A 16,345-nucleotide genomic window follows, 5' to 3' on the forward strand; every position below is an offset into this window, starting at 1 on the left:
ATATCGCCCAGCACTGATTTTCCGCAGGCGGGCTCAGCGTGCTTTCAGCAGCGCCTCAAAATCCGAAACCTGAATCTCCGAAGCCCCGCTCAACATGTCCCGCGCCAACGCTCGTCGTTTACTGAGCAACTCATCCAGTGTCGCTTCAAACGTCGGCATCTGTGCATCCCGAACCGTCGGGTAGTACACATACACATCCTTCTCCTGCCCAATCCGATAAGCCCGATCTGTCGCTTGATCTTCCTTGGCCGGGTTCCAACAACGAGTGAAGTGAATGACGTGGTTGGCCGCCTGCACGTTCACCCCAAACCCGACGGCGATGGTCGACAGAATGATCACTGCGAAACCAGGCTGCTCCTGGAATTGGTCGATCAGCTTCTGCCGACTATTGGCACTCTGACTGCTCGTACTGGTATCGCCATTGATCACGGTCGCCCGAAACCCGAAATGCTCCTGGATCGAGTGCTGCAACTCCCGCTGGATATCCCGCAACTCGGTGAAGACGATGACCTTGTCGCCGTTCCCGGCTTTTTTGATCGACTCAAGCGTCTGCATCAACCACTGCAGCTTCGGCGAGTTGTCGCGCAGTCGCGTATCTGGCTGCACGCTATACGGGTGGGCACAAATGAGCTTGAGCTTGTGCAGCAACCCGAGCATGCCGGAGGTCTTTTGATCGAGCTGTTCTTCGATTTGCTGCTTCTGGCTGTACGCGGATATTTCGGACAGGTACAGATTGCGCTGCAAGACGTGCATGCTCAATGAACGGCATGCCGTATCTTCAATTTTGGCAGGCAGGTCCTTGGCAATGTCCTGCTTGGTGCGCCGCAAAGTCTGCGGATCGATAAGCCCACGCAGGCGCTCCAGGGCAACCGTATCACGCTCCAACGCGGCTTCGATTGGGCGCTGATACTCGCGACCGAACTGGTTCAATCCCCCCAGAAAACCTGGCTGAATGAAGTCGAACAGACACCACAGATCGATCAGGGTGTTCTCGACGGGCGTACCGGTACACGCCACTCGAAATCTCGCCGGAATGGCTTTGATCGCCTGAGTCACCAGTGCCGCGGGGTTCTTCAGCTTCTGCGCTTCATCGCACACGACGATCGACCACTGCTGGCGCGCCAGGGAAAACTCCTGATCGCGAAGTGTCTCGTAAGTCGTCAGGACGATTCGGGCGCCGCCCATCCAACCTGGGCGCAGCAAATTCTTGATGCCTTTCGCTTTCAAGTCGGCAGGGATTTCTTCCTTCTTGAACTTCACTGCACTCAAGGCTGAGCCATACAGCTTTAGCACTGGCAGCGCATCAGCGAAGAAGAACCGGTGAAGCTCTCGCTCCCAGTTATCAAGCAACGAAACCGGGGCGACGATCAGTGTTGGCTTGTCCTCTGGGTACTGTTCGAGGTACCAGACCAGGAAGGTGAGCAACTGGATCGTTTTTCCAAGCCCCATGTCATCAGCGAGCAAGCAACCTGACACGTCCGAGGGGGACAAGCGGAATAAATGCTGCAACCACGCGACGCCTTGAAGTTGGTGCTCACGCAAGACGACTTCCGGCTTGAGCAAGCCGGGCAATTCTGGCGTTGCGTCCAAAGCGGCGCGTAAAGCTGCCTGACGAATCTGAACGTAGGTCGGTTCGTCAATGTTGTGGCCGATTTGCAGCACGGCGCGGCCAACCTTTTCCTGTTGCTGGACCAGACCGGTCTCGACAGGGGCGATCTTCTTGGACCAGGCATCAAACAGTTGCTCGGCGGCAGCGATCGAGAGCGGGGTTTCGGACTCTGGCAAACAGACCGTTTCATCTCCGGCAGCGCGAGCTTCGTCCAGTCGCTGCTCAAACGCTTCAAATTGAGCGCGGTTGGAAGGATCCCAACGCCCAAGGATTTCTGCGTCAATGCCCAGTGCCGCCACATCCTTCGGCAACCAGTTCTCTGTTGCCTCTTTGACGAGGAAAGGCGAAGTTATTTTTTCCGCTTCCCCAATGCCAGTCACACGGTCGCCGTATAGAGACAGGTCCAGGACTGAGTCGAACTCAATACCGGCCGCTTCGTTTTGCCAACGTTTAAGCAGGTCGCTGATGCCTGCCAACTGGCGCAAATCAAAATCGCTGAGCTCCAGCTCATAGCCCTGCCAGAAACCAGCTGGCATGCCAGCGGCCAATTTCAGCTGCAACTCATGCACGAACGGCGCGAGTTCATAAGCCGCTTTGAATTCAACTTCGATGGGCGGCTGCGGGGTTGGCGAGACTGGTTCGAGAGTCAGGTTTACCTGCTCAATGTGCTGTCCCGCTTCATCCAATTTGGGTTCCAGATGAAAGCGGTGAAAGAAAATCCCGGCCTCGGCCAGTTCGTCTTCATAGGTCCCGGCATCCAGCACTTGCGCGGCACTTTCGCCGAGTGCGCTGTAAGGGTTGCGGACGAAGGAAAGCGCATCGTCCCCAGCGACCCGACGCCCGGGCAATGAGCGCACATAGTCCAGAACAGATTTGATTTCAGGCTCAATCAGGACGTGGGTCAACGATCCATCATCACCGGTCACCCGGTATCGATCCTGAACTTGATTGGCACCGTCGAAACTCTCAAGCCAGTTTGCCGGCTGGCCTTCGAAGGTTGGTTGCAGCTCGATAACCGGCGTATTACCTACTGTCGATTTTCGCGGGTTGAGCCGCAGGCTTTCAGGTTTGATAACGACGGTCTTATCCAGGAAGCCATCCATACCGGCACCAGCCTTGCGTGCCAACTTCCTGATGCTGGCCCAGCCGATCTGGTTCGTTACTTCACCCAGCTCATTTTGTTGAGCCAGGTAAAGTTGCCGTACCGCACCGGTCAGCTTCCAGCACGACTCAGGCAAAATCTCCATTTTTCCGTGGCGCTGGACGATAGCGCCCGTACGCTGCACCTGCACATTTGCGTTGGATTGCGGGTCGCGCCATCCACTGATGGAGACTTTGAAATCGTCGGAGGCAAGGCTGCCCCGGCTGCTCAGTTGAGGAATGAGAGCTGTCTTTGGCGGCAACCTCAATAGCGGCAGACTTGTTAAGTGCTCTGGCTCATCTAGAAGCCGATAGAGCTCATCCCACGTCAGGAGCCAGCGATCGCTGAGTTGGGAGACGAACTCCTCTTCTTCCAACTGATCCAGATAGCTTGCCAGCGGCCAGGACTCCGTATTCTCCGCCAAGCTCAGGGGATAACAAATGCCCTGCTCCTCAATGGAAAAAACAGGCTCAGTATTTTCTACCGCCGAATTCGGCTGTAGGCCAATGCCTGAGAGGAAACGCTTGAGCATTACTGCCTCCAGAACCGGAGTGGCTGTTGATTGACAGGCTTGAAGCCCAGGCGTTGGAGCGCAGCAATGGCGGCCAGATCGTTGTCATCAAGCTGGACCTGAAACGCGCCGCCGCGTGCGCGCTGGTCATAAATTTTGTGCCGGACCGACTTCAGAGCGTCACGGACTTGGTCTTCCAATGCCATGGGTTTGGATGACCCTGTCGTGCCGGCTTGACTCTGCACGCGAATACCCCATTTCTCGAGGGCATCATCAAATTTGCTGAGCCAACCCTCTATACGATTTGGACGGCTAGGTGCAGGTGAATGCCGCATTCGATCCAGCGCACGATTAGGCTGCTTCAGTTCGCTAGCCAACTCGAGCAGTGACTTATCTGGATTAAAAGGCGACTTGTCTGCTTGATACACATAGCAAGCATTACCGGTTCCGGAGAACTCCACGAAAAAATAGTTCCCGATCTGCATGATGACTGCGTTGTTATGACCGGGACCGCCTACCAGTCGGCTAAGGCGCCCTTTGTTCTTTTCACGAAAATGGACGAAGTCCCGCCCACTGTCATGCCAGGCATCCGAGCCCATGACGATTCGGGTGTAACTCATCTGGTTAGCAAAGCGCAGCCAATAATGCAGACGTGATTGATCGACCTCTGCTTCCCCTTTGAGCAAGTTGAAGAAGTGCTCCAGATCTTCCTTCGCGAACCACGCCACGACCATCGCACAGACGTCTTTTTCAACGTACTGCAACCAGCTGTTTTGCCTGGAGCGGATCTGAGGGCTGCCCCAATTGTCGAGCGCGACCTGTTTGAGCAGCGACGACGGCTTTTCTCGATAAGCTGCTACGTGATAGCGCGACAGGCATGCACTCAGAATATCGTTCATGTACCGCGGATGCTGCCGGCCGATATCGACAAGGTCGGCTAAGCGCTGAGAAAACTCAGCGTCATCCAACATGAAAATGCGAGAGATAAGTACGCTAAAGATCCTGCGCCACAGCCAACTGCTATCAGGGATCTGCGCAATCGTCTGCAGTGCCGAAAGGTCGCTGATCTCCCCCTTGAACATCTGCTCACCCAGCCTGGCACCTGCCTGCTCGGAAAAAAGCTCCTGATGCTGCTGGACGATTTGCACCCATTCCTTCTCGCGCTTTTGCTGACCTCTAACGCAGTCGAAGCCAAGCTGAACGTCTTCGCGCAACAGACACCAATTGGCGTTCTTGTCAGGCGTAGCGGCCTCGTACCCAAAGTAGCTAAAGCACAGCGCCAACCAATCCCGGCGGCTCAGCCTTCGTTTTTCGATACGGTGATGGATTTCTTTGTGCACTCGGGCATATAGCTGGTCATCGTCCAGTATCGGCCCGACTCGCTCACTCTTGTCCGAGAGGCCGGCGAAGACCAAGCGCCATTCAGAGCCGTTGAGCGGGATTACATTGCGGAATTTGCTTATCGCAGCTCGGCGCTTTTCCTGAGGTGGTGGCAAGGCCTTTTCAGCGCGCTCGAATCGTTCGTAAAGATCAATTCCCGCAGCACCCAGACGGGGGAATCGCGCTAACGGTTCAGGCGCCGGCCCCGTTCGATGCGCGGAAAGACTCAGGTTGATAGCGGCGGAAAGCCTCGCGATTGGGCTGGTCATCGGTTCATTGCCAACTGACACTTTTCCATATCAGTGTTGTTGAAAACCGGGACTTCTGGCTTGAGGTTGTCTTCCTTTTCCTTCAAGCCAAAAAACTGCATGCGCAACTCCACTCGCCGGCTTTCTTCTTTGGTGTCCTTTGCATTGTTGAACGACACACCGCCTGCCAGGAAAATCGATCTGATTTGCTGTTGATGCTCCGGCGACAATCCGACTTGGAGCGGGCTGCGGCTATCGAGCAGGCTGCACATCACCCACTCTGAACGCTGCAGTGAAAGGTGCAGGTTATAAAGATAAGAGCCGTCGGTGTCTGTCGATCCCTCGATCACAACCTGTTTGAACCATTTTCGGCCTTCTTCACTGTTAGCCGCGTCCAGAATCATCGGCACAACCTCCTGAAGGGCCGACTGGCCATCGTTGCTCAGTGCGTACTGGTTATGCCCAAAGCGGCCTGCATCGCCGAAGCTAATCCGGTTGTCTTTGCAATCCACGACGATGGTCTTGCTAGCAGTCCTCGCCTTAAGGCTCAGGTGCTCGCAGATCTGACTGATATCCTTATTACGCTGTTTCTCCCCCTGCTCCGCCTGGTTAATACGCTGCGTCACAGAACTCAAAGCCGCCACCATGACCACGAGAAACAGAATCATCATCGCGGTCATCAAATCAGCGAAGGAGATCCAGAAAGGCTTCTCTCCCTCGTCCTTTGAACGGGCAGCCGAAGGCATTTGCTTACCAAACATCGACTAGCCTCCGTTACTGCCTGATTCGTTCCATGATGTCGCCGAAGTCTTCGAGACTTTCCTTGACCCCTTCTACACCGCCAGCGAGGCTCTTGACTGCTTTATCGAGCTCGGCATCCAGGCTACCTAGGGTTTGTCTCAAAACCCGATCCATGCCATCACCGAACTCTTTGAAGCCGTTACCCAGGACACCACTGATGTTTTCCAGGTATTCATACACTTCACGGTTAAGCGCCTGCATCCGCTCGCTTTGAACCTTCAGGTCCTGGAGATACTGGCTGCGGCCGCTGGCCTCTCCTTGTGCGCTTGCGACAACCCCTTCGATGACCGCGAGAGTTTTCGCCAGCGCTTCACGGTTGTTTCGATAGTCCGCGACCACGGTGTTCAACTCACGTGATGCCTGTGCAAGCTCAGTACCTGCGCCCTGGACTGTGCCCATCAGTCCCGCAGTCGACTCACTGGCACGCGCAACGCTTTGTCCGGCCGTTTCAAACCGCTCAGCCGCCGCCCGCATCTTGTCTGCGCCTAGCTGCATGCTCTGCAAATGCTGCTCTGTTTGGGCACTCAATGCCTTAACGGTGTCCTGTGCAGATTTCTGTTGCTCTGACACTGTTTGCAGCAACGCCTTGACCTGTTCGTCAAGGCCGCCCACCAAGTCACGGGTGCCTTGATGCAGGTCAGCCTGTGCAGCGCGGGTGGTTTGATCCATCTGCTGCTGGCCGTGCTCCAATTGCTTGAAGACTGCCGAGAGTTGCTCACCCAGCACCTCAACGGAGCCCGCAATTTTCGCCATGGTTTCCTGTTGACCTTGGCCGATGTTCTGCTTGATCGACTCAACAAAAGCCTGGAGATTCTCAGCCATTGCCTGTTGGCGAGCCTCGCTTTGAGCAAACAACTTCTCCAACTGCTCGGCCATTCGAGCACCTGCCCCCTCCCCTTCGTTGCCGATACGGGCAACCGAAGCCTGGAGATTGGCGAGCATCTCGTTCATCCCCGCTTGCATGGCGTTCTGTCCGGCCTGCATATCGGAGAGTAACTGGGCAATCATGGTCGAGCTGTTTTGAGTCGATGACTCGCTAGCCGAACGCATATCTTGGATCAGCGTCGAAAAGCCTTGCTGCATCGACTGCATGGCGGCAACGGACTGGCCCATCAGTTCGTGTAGACCGTTGAACTGTTGGCCGAACGTACCTTCCAGCTTGTTCATGAAGGCAACTAGAACATCCTGAAGAAGGTTCTGTACTTGTCCTGACTGATCGCCACTGGCGGCCTGAACCGCACCCGCGATAGCTTCAAGGGGGGATTTGAGACTGTTCTCAATCGCACTGCTTACCTGATCGGCCAACAACTGCCCAGAGTCACGGTAAGTCGTTGACAAGGTATCCGCTAATTTGAGGCTTTCGCGGACTTGGGTATCAACGAGGTTCTGCAGCATTTCCCGCAGATCGGTTACCAGGCTGTCCTTGAGCTGACGGGTTTGCACGGAGCTTTCAGCACTCGAGCGCACAAGCTCCGCTAGATATTCCTCACCGACGCCGCTGTCGAAAAGCCCGTCGATGGTTTCGTTGAACGCTTCAAGGAGCCTGTAGCATTGGCCCAGACGCCACTTTTCAGTAATCGTGACGGCTATAGAGGCCATGATTGAAATAAAGGAGCCGATGAACGCAAACAACACGTCCTTGAGCAGCTTATCGACGCTGGCATTTACCTGCTCAGGGGTGCTTGGATCAAAATGCTGTAGGCCTAGCATCAAGCCGAAGAAGGTTCCGACAATACCGATGCCGGTCAAAATACCAGGTAGGTGTTTATAGAACTCAGTTCCCAGCGGTGTATCAACCACGCTTTGAGGTGAGAAAAAATGCGCGGCTCCGGCGGTGGCGCGCGACCGGACAAGGACCTGTTCGCCTTCTTGAAACTCAAACTGGTCGTGCAGCGTTTCAGCGTATTCGTGCCAAGAGTGCTCCAGCTTGCTTCCATTGAACAGTTGCTCCAATTCAGAGCGCCGTTGAGACGGGGCGAGCGCTTTCACACCGTGCACACGTTTAGTCAGTTTTTTCAGCTGACTGCTAAGTTTGAAGGATGGACAAAAATAACGGACAAAGTACCAAGCGCACAAAATGAAAACGAAGCCAACTACCGTTATTGGCGCGATCAGCTGCTCGGAGCTTGCTGCACCCCATAGATGCAACAGCGTCGAAAAATCCATACTTTCCGCCTTCAATTTAGCAATTTTTTGATGTTCGGGACGCTTGCAACAACCACATTGATGCGTCAATCGCCAATCCCGTTGGTGATCGATGACAGCACCTTGCTCGGCACGCGTTTTTCAGGGCACAACAAAGTCGGAAAGGAAGGGGCGGTAGTTTCACTACGACTGATCAGGAACCTTCCGTGGACAAATGTTAGAAAATCATGTCCTTATGCCAGCACCTTAGCCTGAGCCTTGACCGTCGTAAAGCCGGACGCGATCAATGGATCCCTGATCTGAGAGATCCGATAGGCTTATCGGGTGTGCTCCGCCACCACTTGCGAACCATCAGCTCAATACGAGCGACATCTTGAGGAGTTGGAGCAAAAGCGCATTTGCCGTACGCGACAGCAATAAGGCACGCGCCGACTCGCCAGAGCGGGTGAAGGAATGAACCAAGCGCCAGCAATCGCTATCAGTAGCCGCTGGTTCCACTCAAAAGCGAAATCAGAAGTACAGCTGTGGAATTGAGCTTTGGTCGACGTAAAGGCAGGAATTTAAGAAGATTCGCGAATGGTATTCCATAAGGTATTCCAATAGAAAATCCAACCGAAAATAATCAATAAAAATCAATACGATACATAATCAATTCAGATTACCCCGGCCCACCACTTCATCATCTAAAGACGTCCACGGACGTCTTTTTTTGTACCTGGAATTCCATAAACACGGAGGGTCATGGCTAAGGCGACGACAGTTGCGGCGTCAGTCGCCAAATTCGCTTGGCACTACGACTCAATCAGCCTTCAATTACTTCCAACCGCTGCTTCAGCCGCTCATTCACAGATGCCCCGTGCACCCCAGAGTGGATCTCACGATGACAACTCGGGCACACAGCCCCCACATAACGTGGGTGATCTAACCCGCCATCCGAGAGCCGGTTTACATGATGTGGCTCTAAGTAGGGTGTGCCGTCCTTTTTTATGAATGGCGCCGGCTTCTCACAGCTTTCGCACTCCCCTTGGGCGCGCATCAGAACATAGTGGGCGACCTTTCGACTTCGTTGGTAAATCTTACGTGGCGCAGATTGGCCTACCTCATCGCTGCCGGGCTTACATGCAGCCAACGCAGCCAATCGAGCGGCCGCCAGAGAGTCGGGAAGGTCAGCCCCGTCCTCCACTTCGGCCTCAATGGTCCCACTAGAAATACCCGAAGGCACCAACCGAAAAACAAGCGCAGTACGATCCTGACTGTCCACATCCGGTTGGGTTCTCGTAAACATGTCGGCGCATGAAAACTCGCCCATGTAGGCGTAGCCATTCCCTTTACCGAGAGACTTGAACAAGTACAGCGCGCGGCCGTCCACAGCATGCTCAGCAATGGCCCGGTTGCCGCGGGTCAAGGTCATCGGCCCGCGTTGCCCCTCCCCCGTGTAAAAGTAAGCGCCCCCTTCCCAGTGGTCGGCATACCCGTATTGCTCGCCGCTATCACCTGTAAACAAAAAAATCGCGGGGTGGGTAGCGGACGCTGCAATGCCGCTCTGCTGGCTTCCGCCGAACAGTCCGTTGATCTCAGTTTTGCGGTCGTATACAGCTCCCAGCGTGAACTGTAACTCTGGCTCACCCTCCCCTCGCGGTAGCTCCACAATCGTGAAGCCTCGCTTCTCTAGGAAGCTGTTGGTCGGACGACCACCGGAGAACTCTCCTACAGCAATGCCGGTAGCCAGGGAGACTATTTTCTTCGCAGGATACAGCTCACCGCCGACGTTAACGGCATAACGGTGGGCCAGATTATTTTCCCAGCCCTGCCACTCGCTCTTACTTCGGTATTCACGGTCAAATTCCAGCAAAGCTTTGCCTATTCGTTCCTTCGAAACCGCTTTTATCGCCACGAGTCACGCCCATTGTCGCCGCAGGTTGTAGGAAAACTCCTATCGTCGCCAAAGTGCACCAGGGTTTCAACACGTAACAGGGCGAACAACCATTATCTTTGGGTGCTAATGCTCGATCGTGGCCATTTGACCTATTCCTAAGAACTTTTCTCAAACTTACCGGCGTCCCCCCTGAGCGCGGCCTTCACCGCGAGCGCCCAAACACCCGCTCCTCCTGCTCCCGCAACTCCTGCGTCAACTCCGCCCCAAAATCCTCCATCTCAAACACCTGCCGAATCTCTATCTCAGCCTCAGTCCCCGGCATCGGATTCGGACAGCGCTTAACCCACTCAACCGCCTCCTCTTTCGACTTCACCTGCCACAGCCAATACCCGGCAATCAGCTCCTTGGTCTCGGCAAACGGCCCATCGATAACTGTGTGCGTGTCCCCCCTAAAGCGCACCCGTGCGCCTTTGCTGCTGGGGTGCAGGCCTTCGCCGGCGAGGAGGATCCCGGCCTTGAGCAGTTCTTCGTTGTAATTGCCCATCTCGGTCAACAGCGCTTCGCTGGGCATTTTGCCGGCTTCGGAATCCTGGCTGGCTTTGATGATGATCATGAATCGCATGGCGGTTGCTCCTTTGGATTGGGTGATCTGACAAGTAGTCGAACGGCCGCTGTGCAAATCGACGGCGCAGGACAAAAAGATTTGCCGCCGCGCAGCAACCCTGGCGGCTGGCCAAGCCCTGGATTCCTGCTAGCGTTTGAACCAGCGTTCGCCGGTACAAACCATTTCGCAAGGGACTCCATGACCACCGTCAAAGACCGTCTCAAACAAGGCAAGGATGCGCGCAAGCACTGCCCGCGCAGTTCCCAGGCGCAGCACCAGCAGAGCGAGCGCGATCCGATTCCGTTGATCAGGGCTTCCAGTGAGGGCCGGGTGCAGTCGTTGGTGGCTTTGCGTTACGGGCGCATGCTGGTGTCGCCGTTCACTTTCTACCGGGGCAACGCCTTGCTGCAGGCCCACGACCTGTCCCGCACGCCGGACATGGGTTTGCGCTCAACGATCTGTGGCGATTGTCACTTGATGAACTTCGGCGGTTTTGCCACCCCGGAGCGCAATCTGTTGTTCAGCGTCAATGACTTCGACGAGGTCCATCCGGGCCCTTGGGAGTGGGATCTCAAGCGCTTGGTGGCGAGTTTTCTGATTGCTGCGCGGGACCTGCGCCATGGGGCGACGGTGGAGGAGAATGTCTGTCGTCAGTTGATCGGTGCCTACCAGCAGAGCATGGCGGTGTGTGCCGAGCAGAGCGCCCTGGAAATCTGGTACGACTCGATTACCTACGACGATCTGCTGCGACAGGCGCGCTCGGATAACACCCTGGAACACGTGCAGCGAGCCATGGAAAAAGCCGAGCGCCGTACCCATGCCGAGTTGCTGCCGAAAATCTGTGAGCGGGATAACCAGGGCCGGTTGCTGATCCGCGACGATCTGCCGGAAATCTTCCACTTGCACAACACCACCACGTTGCTCGACGCCGACGACGCCTGGTTGCGCCTGGCCGATTGGCGGCCGCTGTATGACACCCTGATGCGCGATTATCGCAGCACTCTGGCCGGTGACCGCCGGGAGTTGCTGGCGCGTTTCCAGGTGCAGGACCTGGCCTTCAAGGTCGTTGGCGTGGGCAGCGTCGGCACCCGCTGCATGGTCGCGCTGATGACCGATAATCAGGAGCGTCCGCTGTTCCTGCAGATCAAGGAAGCCCGGCGTTCAGTGCTCGCCGACTACGTCAAAAGCAGATCCCGCGCCCGCCACAACGGCCAGCGCGTAGTGGAGGGACAACGCTTGATGCAGTCGGCCAGCGACCTGTTCCTGGGTTGGACCACTGGCCCCCATGGCCGGCATTTTTACGTGCGCCAGCTACGGGACATGAAGGTCTCGGCGGAGCTGGAAACCTTCGATGACGAAACCTTCGCCGCCTACGCGCGCACCTGCGGCCGGGCGCTGGCCCGCGCCCATGCCAAGGCCTCGGGGCAGGCAGCGTTGATCAGTGGCTACATCGGCAAGAGCGATACCCTGGCCGACGCCCTGTACCAGTACGCCCAGGCCTACTCGGACCAGAACGAGCGCGACTTCGAGCGCTTCCAACAGGCCTGCCGCAAGGGCCGCCTGCTGGCCCGCTCGGAAGCGGACTTCGCCGCCGACCATCTCCCGTAAAGCCTCCCCCGCTGCTGAAAACACCGGAAGTGTGATACCTATAGCGCCCCGTCGAACCCACGCGACTCCCGAGGCTCTGCATGAAGTTCACCACCATTTCCGTTGCGCGCAAGCTCAAGTTCTACCAGTTGGTGGTGTTCGACCAGGTGCTGCAAAGCGGCTCGCTGGTCCGGGCTGCGCAGGCGCTGAATCTGACTCAGCCGGCGGTGACCAAGATCATTCATGAGCTGGAATCGTACTTCGACGCGCCGTTGCTGATTCGTGGCAATCGCGGGGTCAGCGCCACCGAACTCGGTGAGTTGGTGGTGCGCCGGGCCAAGTCGTTGCTGGCCGAACTGCGCTCGCTGACCGACGAGGTCAATGCCTTCCAGGAGGGCACCTCGGGGCACGTGATGGTCGGGACGCTGATTTCTGCGTCCACCTCGTTGTTGCCCCGGGCCATGCAGTTGCTCAAGCAACAGGCACCGGGGGTGCTGGTGTCGTTGCGGGTCGGGCAGATGGACCAGTTGTTCCCGGCGCTGGCCGTGGGCGAAGTGGACCTGGTGGTGGGCCGGGTACCTGATGACTGGCGCTGGCGCAACGAGTCGCCGATGCTCGACGTCGAGGTGCTGTATGCCGAGCAATTGAGTGTGGTGGCCGGGGCCAATCATCCACTGCAGGGTCAGGCACCGGTCAGCCTCGCCGATCTGCACGCCTACCCGTGGGTGCTGCCGACCCGCGATTCCCTGCTGCGCCGCACCGCCGACAAGCTGTTCGCCGACGCCAACCTGAGCACCCCGGGCAACGTGGTCGAGTCGCTGTCGATCCTCACCAACATCACCCTGATGCAGGACCAGCAGACCGTGGCACTGATGCCCTACGAGGCTTCGCAGCAGTTTGTCAGCGCCGGCCTGCTCAAGGCCTTCGACCTCGGCGCGCCGTTGCAGTTTGGCGATATCGGCTGCTTCTTCTCCAACACCCGCGCCCTGGGGCCGGCAGCACGGCTGTTCCGCGAATGCCTGAACCAAGCGCGTAGCGAGTCGGATCAACTCCCATAGGGGAAATTCGGAAAGATCGCAACCTTCGGCAGCTCACCTGGTATTCCAGATCGACATATCAAGGCGCGACCTTTTTATTATTCACTAATAGCCACCCTCCCTACACTCCCTCCGACTACCCACGTTTTCCGGAGGTTGATGTGTCTGCACCCCTGCAGTTGCTGCGTAATTACATCTCGGGCGAATTCGTCGCCAGCGAGCAGACCTTCCCCAATGTGTCGCCCATCGATGGCCGGACCCTCAGTCAGGTCTGCGAAGCCGACGAGGCCCTGGTCGCGCGCGCCGTCGCGGCGGCCAAGGCTGCGCAGCACGGGCCCTGGGGTGACTACAGCGCGAGCCAGCGTGCCGCCGTGTTGCAGCGTATCGCCGATGCCATCGAACGCCGCTTCGAAGACTTTGTCGCCGCCGAAGTGGCCGACACCGGGCGTCCGGTGCAGCAGGCGCGGACCCTGGACATCGCCCGGGGTATTCACAACTTCCGCACCTTCGCCGAACTGATCAACCAGGCCGGCAGCGAGTGCTTCGAGATGCGCGCCGCCGATGGCAACGACGTCTTCAGCTACTCGGTACGCAAGCCCCATGGCGTGGTGGCGATCATCTCGCCGTGGAACCTGCCGATGTTGCTGATGACCTGGAAAGTCGCCCCGGCCCTGGCCTGTGGCAACTCGGTGGTGATCAAGCCCTCCGAGGACTCCCCTTCCACCGCCACCTTGCTGGCCGAGGTGATGCACGAAGTCGGGTTGCCGGCGGGCGTGTTCAACCTGGTACACGGTTTCGGCCCGGGCTCGGCCGGGGAGTTCCTGACCCGCCACCCGGACGTCGACGCCATCACCTTTACCGGTGAGTCGCGCACCGGCGAAACCATCATGAAAGTCGCCGCCGAAGGCATCCGGGACGTGTCGTTCGAACTGGGTGGCAAGAACGCCGCGGTGGTGTTTGCCGACTGCGATTTTGACGCGGCAGTGGCCGGCGTCCTGCGCTCCAGCTTCACCAACTCAGGCCAGGTCTGCCTGTGCTCGGAGCGGGTGTATGTGGAGCGGCCGATCTACGAACGCTTCGTTGCCGCCATGAAAGCCGGGGCCGAGGCGCTGAAGATCGGCTACCCGGATGAAGACGGGGTGAACATGGGCTCGTTGATTTCCCACAAGCACCGCGACAAGGTCCTGGGCTACTTCGAACTGGCCCGCAGCGAAGGCGCGACCCTGGTCACGGGCGGCGGCGTGCCGCACTTCGGCGACGAGCGCGACAACGGCGCCTACGTGCAACCGACCATCTGGACTGATCTCAGTGACGACGCCCGTTGCGTGCGCGAAGAAGTGTTCGGCCCGGTATGCCATATCGCCCCGTTCGACCGCGATGAAGAAGTGGTGCAACGGGTCAACGACTCGGCCTATGGCCTCGCCACCGCCCTCTGGACCCGTGACCTGAAGCGCGCGCACCGGCTTTCGCGGCGTTTCGAGGTCGGCATGGTCTGGGTCAATACCTGGTTCCTGCGCGACCTGCGCACCCCGTTTGGCGGCACTCGCCTGTCCGGACTGGGCCGTGAAGGGGGACGCCACTCCCTGGATTTCTACTCGCAAATCACCACCATCTGCGTCAACCCTTGAGCCCCGGAGTCTCGTCCATGCATGCAGCTCTCATCGAAGCGGCCAACCGGCTGCGCCAGGCCGAACGCGACGGGCAACCCTGCCCGCCGGTTCGCGAACTGATCGCCAGCGCCCTCGCCGCGGATCCCACGGCAGACCCGGTCGCCCTCGCCTACGCCGTGCAACACCACAACACCCAGGCCGCCATTACTGCCGGGCAACGTCCGGTCGGGCGCAAGATCGGCCTGACCTCCTACGCGGTCCAGCAGCAACTGGGGGTCGATCAGCCGGACTTCGGTCAACTGTTCGCCAGCATGGCCCGCGGCGACGATCAGCCGATTGCCTGGAGTGACACCCAGCAGCCCAAAGTCGAGGCGGAAATCGCCCTGGTGCTGGAACACGACCTGTGCCACGAGCGCCACACCATGGCCGACCTGATCCGCGCCACCGCCTTCGCCCTGCCGGCCATCGAAGTGGTGGGCAGCCGTATCGCCCAGTGGGACATCCGCCTGGTCGACACCATCGCCGACAACGCCTCCTCGGGCCTGTTCGTGCTCGGCAGTCGCCCGGTACAACTGGCGCAACTGGACCTGGTGCGCTGCGGCATGAGCATGACCCTGGGCGGCGAGCCGGTATCGGTGGGCGCCGGTGCGGCGTGCCTGGGCAACCCGTTGAACGCGGCGCTGTGGCTGGCCGACACCATGGTCCGGTTCGGCGCACCGTTGCGCGCTGGCGACATCCTGCTGACCGGCGCCCTCGGGCCGATGGTCGCGGCGCAACCGGGCAATGTATTTACCGCCCATATCCAGGGCCTGGGCAGCGTCACCGCGGCCTTCGAGCGGAGCGCTGGCCATGACTGACAAACTGAAGGTCGCCATCATCGGCTCCGGCAACATCGGCACCGACCTGATGATCAAGGTCCTGCGCAACGCCCGGCACCTGGAAATGGCGGTGATGGTCGGCATCGACCCGGCCTCCGACGGCCTGGCCCGTGCCGCACGCATGGGCGTGGCGACCACCCACGAAGGGGTTGAAGGCCTGGCGCGAATGGAGGTATTCCAGGACATCGACTTCGTGTTCGATGCCACCTCGGCCGGCGCCCATGTCGCTAACGACGCGTACCTGCGGGCCATCAAGCCCGGCATCCGCCTGATCGACCTGACGCCTGCGGCGATTGGTCCGTACTGCGTGCCGGTGGTCAACCTCGAGCAAAATCTGCACCAGCTCAACGTCAACATGGTCACCTGCGGCGGCCAAGCGACGATCCCGATGGTGGCCGCCGTGTCGCGCATCGCCAAGGTGCATTACGCCGAGATCGTCGCCTCCATCGCCAGCAAGTCCGCCGGACCCGGCACCCGGGCCAACATCGACGAGTTCACCGAGACCACCTCCAAGGCCATCGAAGTACTCGGCGGCGCCGGCAAGGGCAAGGCGATCATCGTGATGAACCCGGCGGAGCCACCCTTGATGATGCGCGACACGGTGTTCGTGCTGTCGGACGCCGCCGATCAAGCCCAGGTCCAAGCCTCCATCGAAGAAATGGCGGCCGCGGTGCAGGCCTATGTGCCGGGCTACCGCCTCAAGCAAACAATCCAGTTCGACGTGATCCCCGAGCAGGCGCCGCTGCACATTCCGGGCCTGGGCACCTTCTCTGGGCTCAAGACCTCGGTGTTCCTTGAGGTCGAAGGCGCCGCCCATTACTTGCCCGCCTACGCCGGCAATCTCGACATCATGACCTCCGCTGCCTTGGCCACCGCCGAGCGCATGGCGCAGTCGATGCTCAACGCCTGAGGAGCCTT

General features: G+C 58.5%; 11 protein-coding genes. 5 read left to right on the forward strand and 6 right to left on the reverse strand.

The window, feature by feature from the left end:
* Positions 1–33: 33 nt before the first annotated feature.
* The 6 genes from zorD to CKW24_RS17945 all read right to left on the reverse strand — a co-directional run bounded on the left by zorD (position 34) and on the right by CKW24_RS17945 (position 10,333).
* On the reverse strand, positions 34–3,282 hold the full coding sequence (gene zorD, locus CKW24_RS17920; RefSeq protein ID WP_095169498.1) for a type I Zorya anti-phage system protein ZorD: 3,249 nt from the start codon (positions 3,280–3,282) through the stop codon (positions 34–36).
* A complete protein-coding gene (gene zorC, locus CKW24_RS17925) occupies positions 3,282–4,910 on the reverse strand; it encodes a type I Zorya anti-phage system protein ZorC (RefSeq protein ID WP_095169499.1) in 1,629 nt (542 codons plus the stop codon). The genes zorD and zorC overlap by 1 nt, the downstream gene beginning before the upstream one ends.
* Positions 4,907–5,650, reverse strand: a complete 744-nt coding sequence (gene zorB1, locus CKW24_RS17930) for a type I Zorya anti-phage system protein ZorB1 (protein WP_095169500.1) — start codon at positions 5,648–5,650, stop codon at positions 4,907–4,909. The genes zorC and zorB1 overlap by 4 nt, the downstream gene beginning before the upstream one ends.
* Before the next feature lie 13 nt (positions 5,651–5,663).
* On the reverse strand, positions 5,664–7,856 hold the full coding sequence (gene zorA1, locus CKW24_RS17935) for a type I Zorya anti-phage system protein ZorA1 (RefSeq protein WP_095169501.1): 2,193 nt from the start codon (positions 7,854–7,856) through the stop codon (positions 5,664–5,666).
* Positions 7,857–8,637: 781 nt separating this feature from the next.
* On the reverse strand, positions 8,638–9,729 hold the full coding sequence (locus tag CKW24_RS17940; protein ID WP_095169502.1) for an HNH endonuclease signature motif containing protein: 1,092 nt from the start codon (positions 9,727–9,729) through the stop codon (positions 8,638–8,640).
* 184 nt (positions 9,730–9,913) lie between these two features.
* Positions 9,914–10,333: a YciI family protein gene (locus CKW24_RS17945; RefSeq protein ID WP_095169503.1), complete on the reverse strand. Its 420-nt coding sequence runs from the start codon at positions 10,331–10,333 to the stop codon at positions 9,914–9,916.
* A gap of 180 nt (positions 10,334–10,513) precedes the next feature.
* On the opposite strand from CKW24_RS17945, the gene CKW24_RS17950 reads away from it, so the two are divergent.
* The 5 genes from CKW24_RS17950 to CKW24_RS17970 all read left to right on the forward strand — a co-directional run bounded on the left by CKW24_RS17950 (position 10,514) and on the right by CKW24_RS17970 (position 16,337).
* The gene (locus tag CKW24_RS17950) at positions 10,514–11,923 is read left to right on the forward strand and encodes a DUF2252 domain-containing protein (RefSeq protein WP_095169504.1); all 1,410 of its coding nucleotides are present in this window, start codon (positions 10,514–10,516) and stop codon (positions 11,921–11,923) included.
* Positions 11,924–12,003: 80 nt separating this feature from the next.
* The gene (locus CKW24_RS17955; protein ID WP_095169505.1) at positions 12,004–12,960 is read left to right on the forward strand and encodes a LysR substrate-binding domain-containing protein; all 957 of its coding nucleotides are present in this window, start codon (positions 12,004–12,006) and stop codon (positions 12,958–12,960) included.
* A 152-nt stretch (positions 12,961–13,112) separates the two neighbouring features.
* On the forward strand, positions 13,113–14,567 hold the full coding sequence (locus CKW24_RS17960) for a 2-hydroxymuconic semialdehyde dehydrogenase (RefSeq protein WP_218274103.1): 1,455 nt from the start codon (positions 13,113–13,115) through the stop codon (positions 14,565–14,567).
* 17 nt (positions 14,568–14,584) lie between these two features.
* Positions 14,585–15,406, forward strand: coding sequence for a fumarylacetoacetate hydrolase family protein (locus CKW24_RS17965; protein WP_095169507.1), 822 nt, complete (start codon positions 14,585–14,587; stop codon positions 15,404–15,406).
* Entirely contained in the window at positions 15,399–16,337 is a 939-nt protein-coding gene (locus CKW24_RS17970) for an acetaldehyde dehydrogenase (acetylating) (RefSeq protein ID WP_095169508.1), read from the forward strand. The genes CKW24_RS17965 and CKW24_RS17970 overlap by 8 nt, the downstream gene beginning before the upstream one ends.
* Positions 16,338–16,345 lie beyond the last annotated feature (8 nt).

The organism is Pseudomonas sp. Irchel 3H3 (assembly GCF_900187635.1).
Taxonomy (GTDB): Bacteria; Pseudomonadota; Gammaproteobacteria; order Pseudomonadales; family Pseudomonadaceae; genus Aquipseudomonas.

Bases quoted from the DNA above. Each gene is read 5' to 3' on its own strand.
- zorD (WP_095169498.1), bottom strand. From the start codon at position 3,282: ATGCTCAAGCGTTTCCTCTCAGGCATTGGCCTACAGCCGAATTCGGCG.
- zorC (WP_095169499.1), bottom strand. From the start codon at position 4,910: ATGACCAGCCCAATCGCGAGGCTTTCCGCCGCTATCAACCTGAGTCTT.
- zorB1 (WP_095169500.1), bottom strand. From the start codon at position 5,650: ATGTTTGGTAAGCAAATGCCTTCGGCTGCCCGTTCAAAGGACGAGGGA.
- zorA1 (WP_095169501.1), bottom strand. From the start codon at position 7,856: ATGGATTTTTCGACGCTGTTGCATCTATGGGGTGCAGCAAGCTCCGAG.
- CKW24_RS17945 (WP_095169503.1), bottom strand. From the start codon at position 10,333: ATGCGATTCATGATCATCATCAAAGCCAGCCAGGATTCCGAAGCCGGC.
- CKW24_RS17950 (WP_095169504.1), top strand. From the start codon at position 10,514: ATGACCACCGTCAAAGACCGTCTCAAACAAGGCAAGGATGCGCGCAAG.
- CKW24_RS17955 (WP_095169505.1), top strand. From the start codon at position 12,004: ATGAAGTTCACCACCATTTCCGTTGCGCGCAAGCTCAAGTTCTACCAG.
- CKW24_RS17965 (WP_095169507.1), top strand. From the start codon at position 14,585: ATGCATGCAGCTCTCATCGAAGCGGCCAACCGGCTGCGCCAGGCCGAA.
- CKW24_RS17970 (WP_095169508.1), top strand. From the start codon at position 15,399: ATGACTGACAAACTGAAGGTCGCCATCATCGGCTCCGGCAACATCGGC.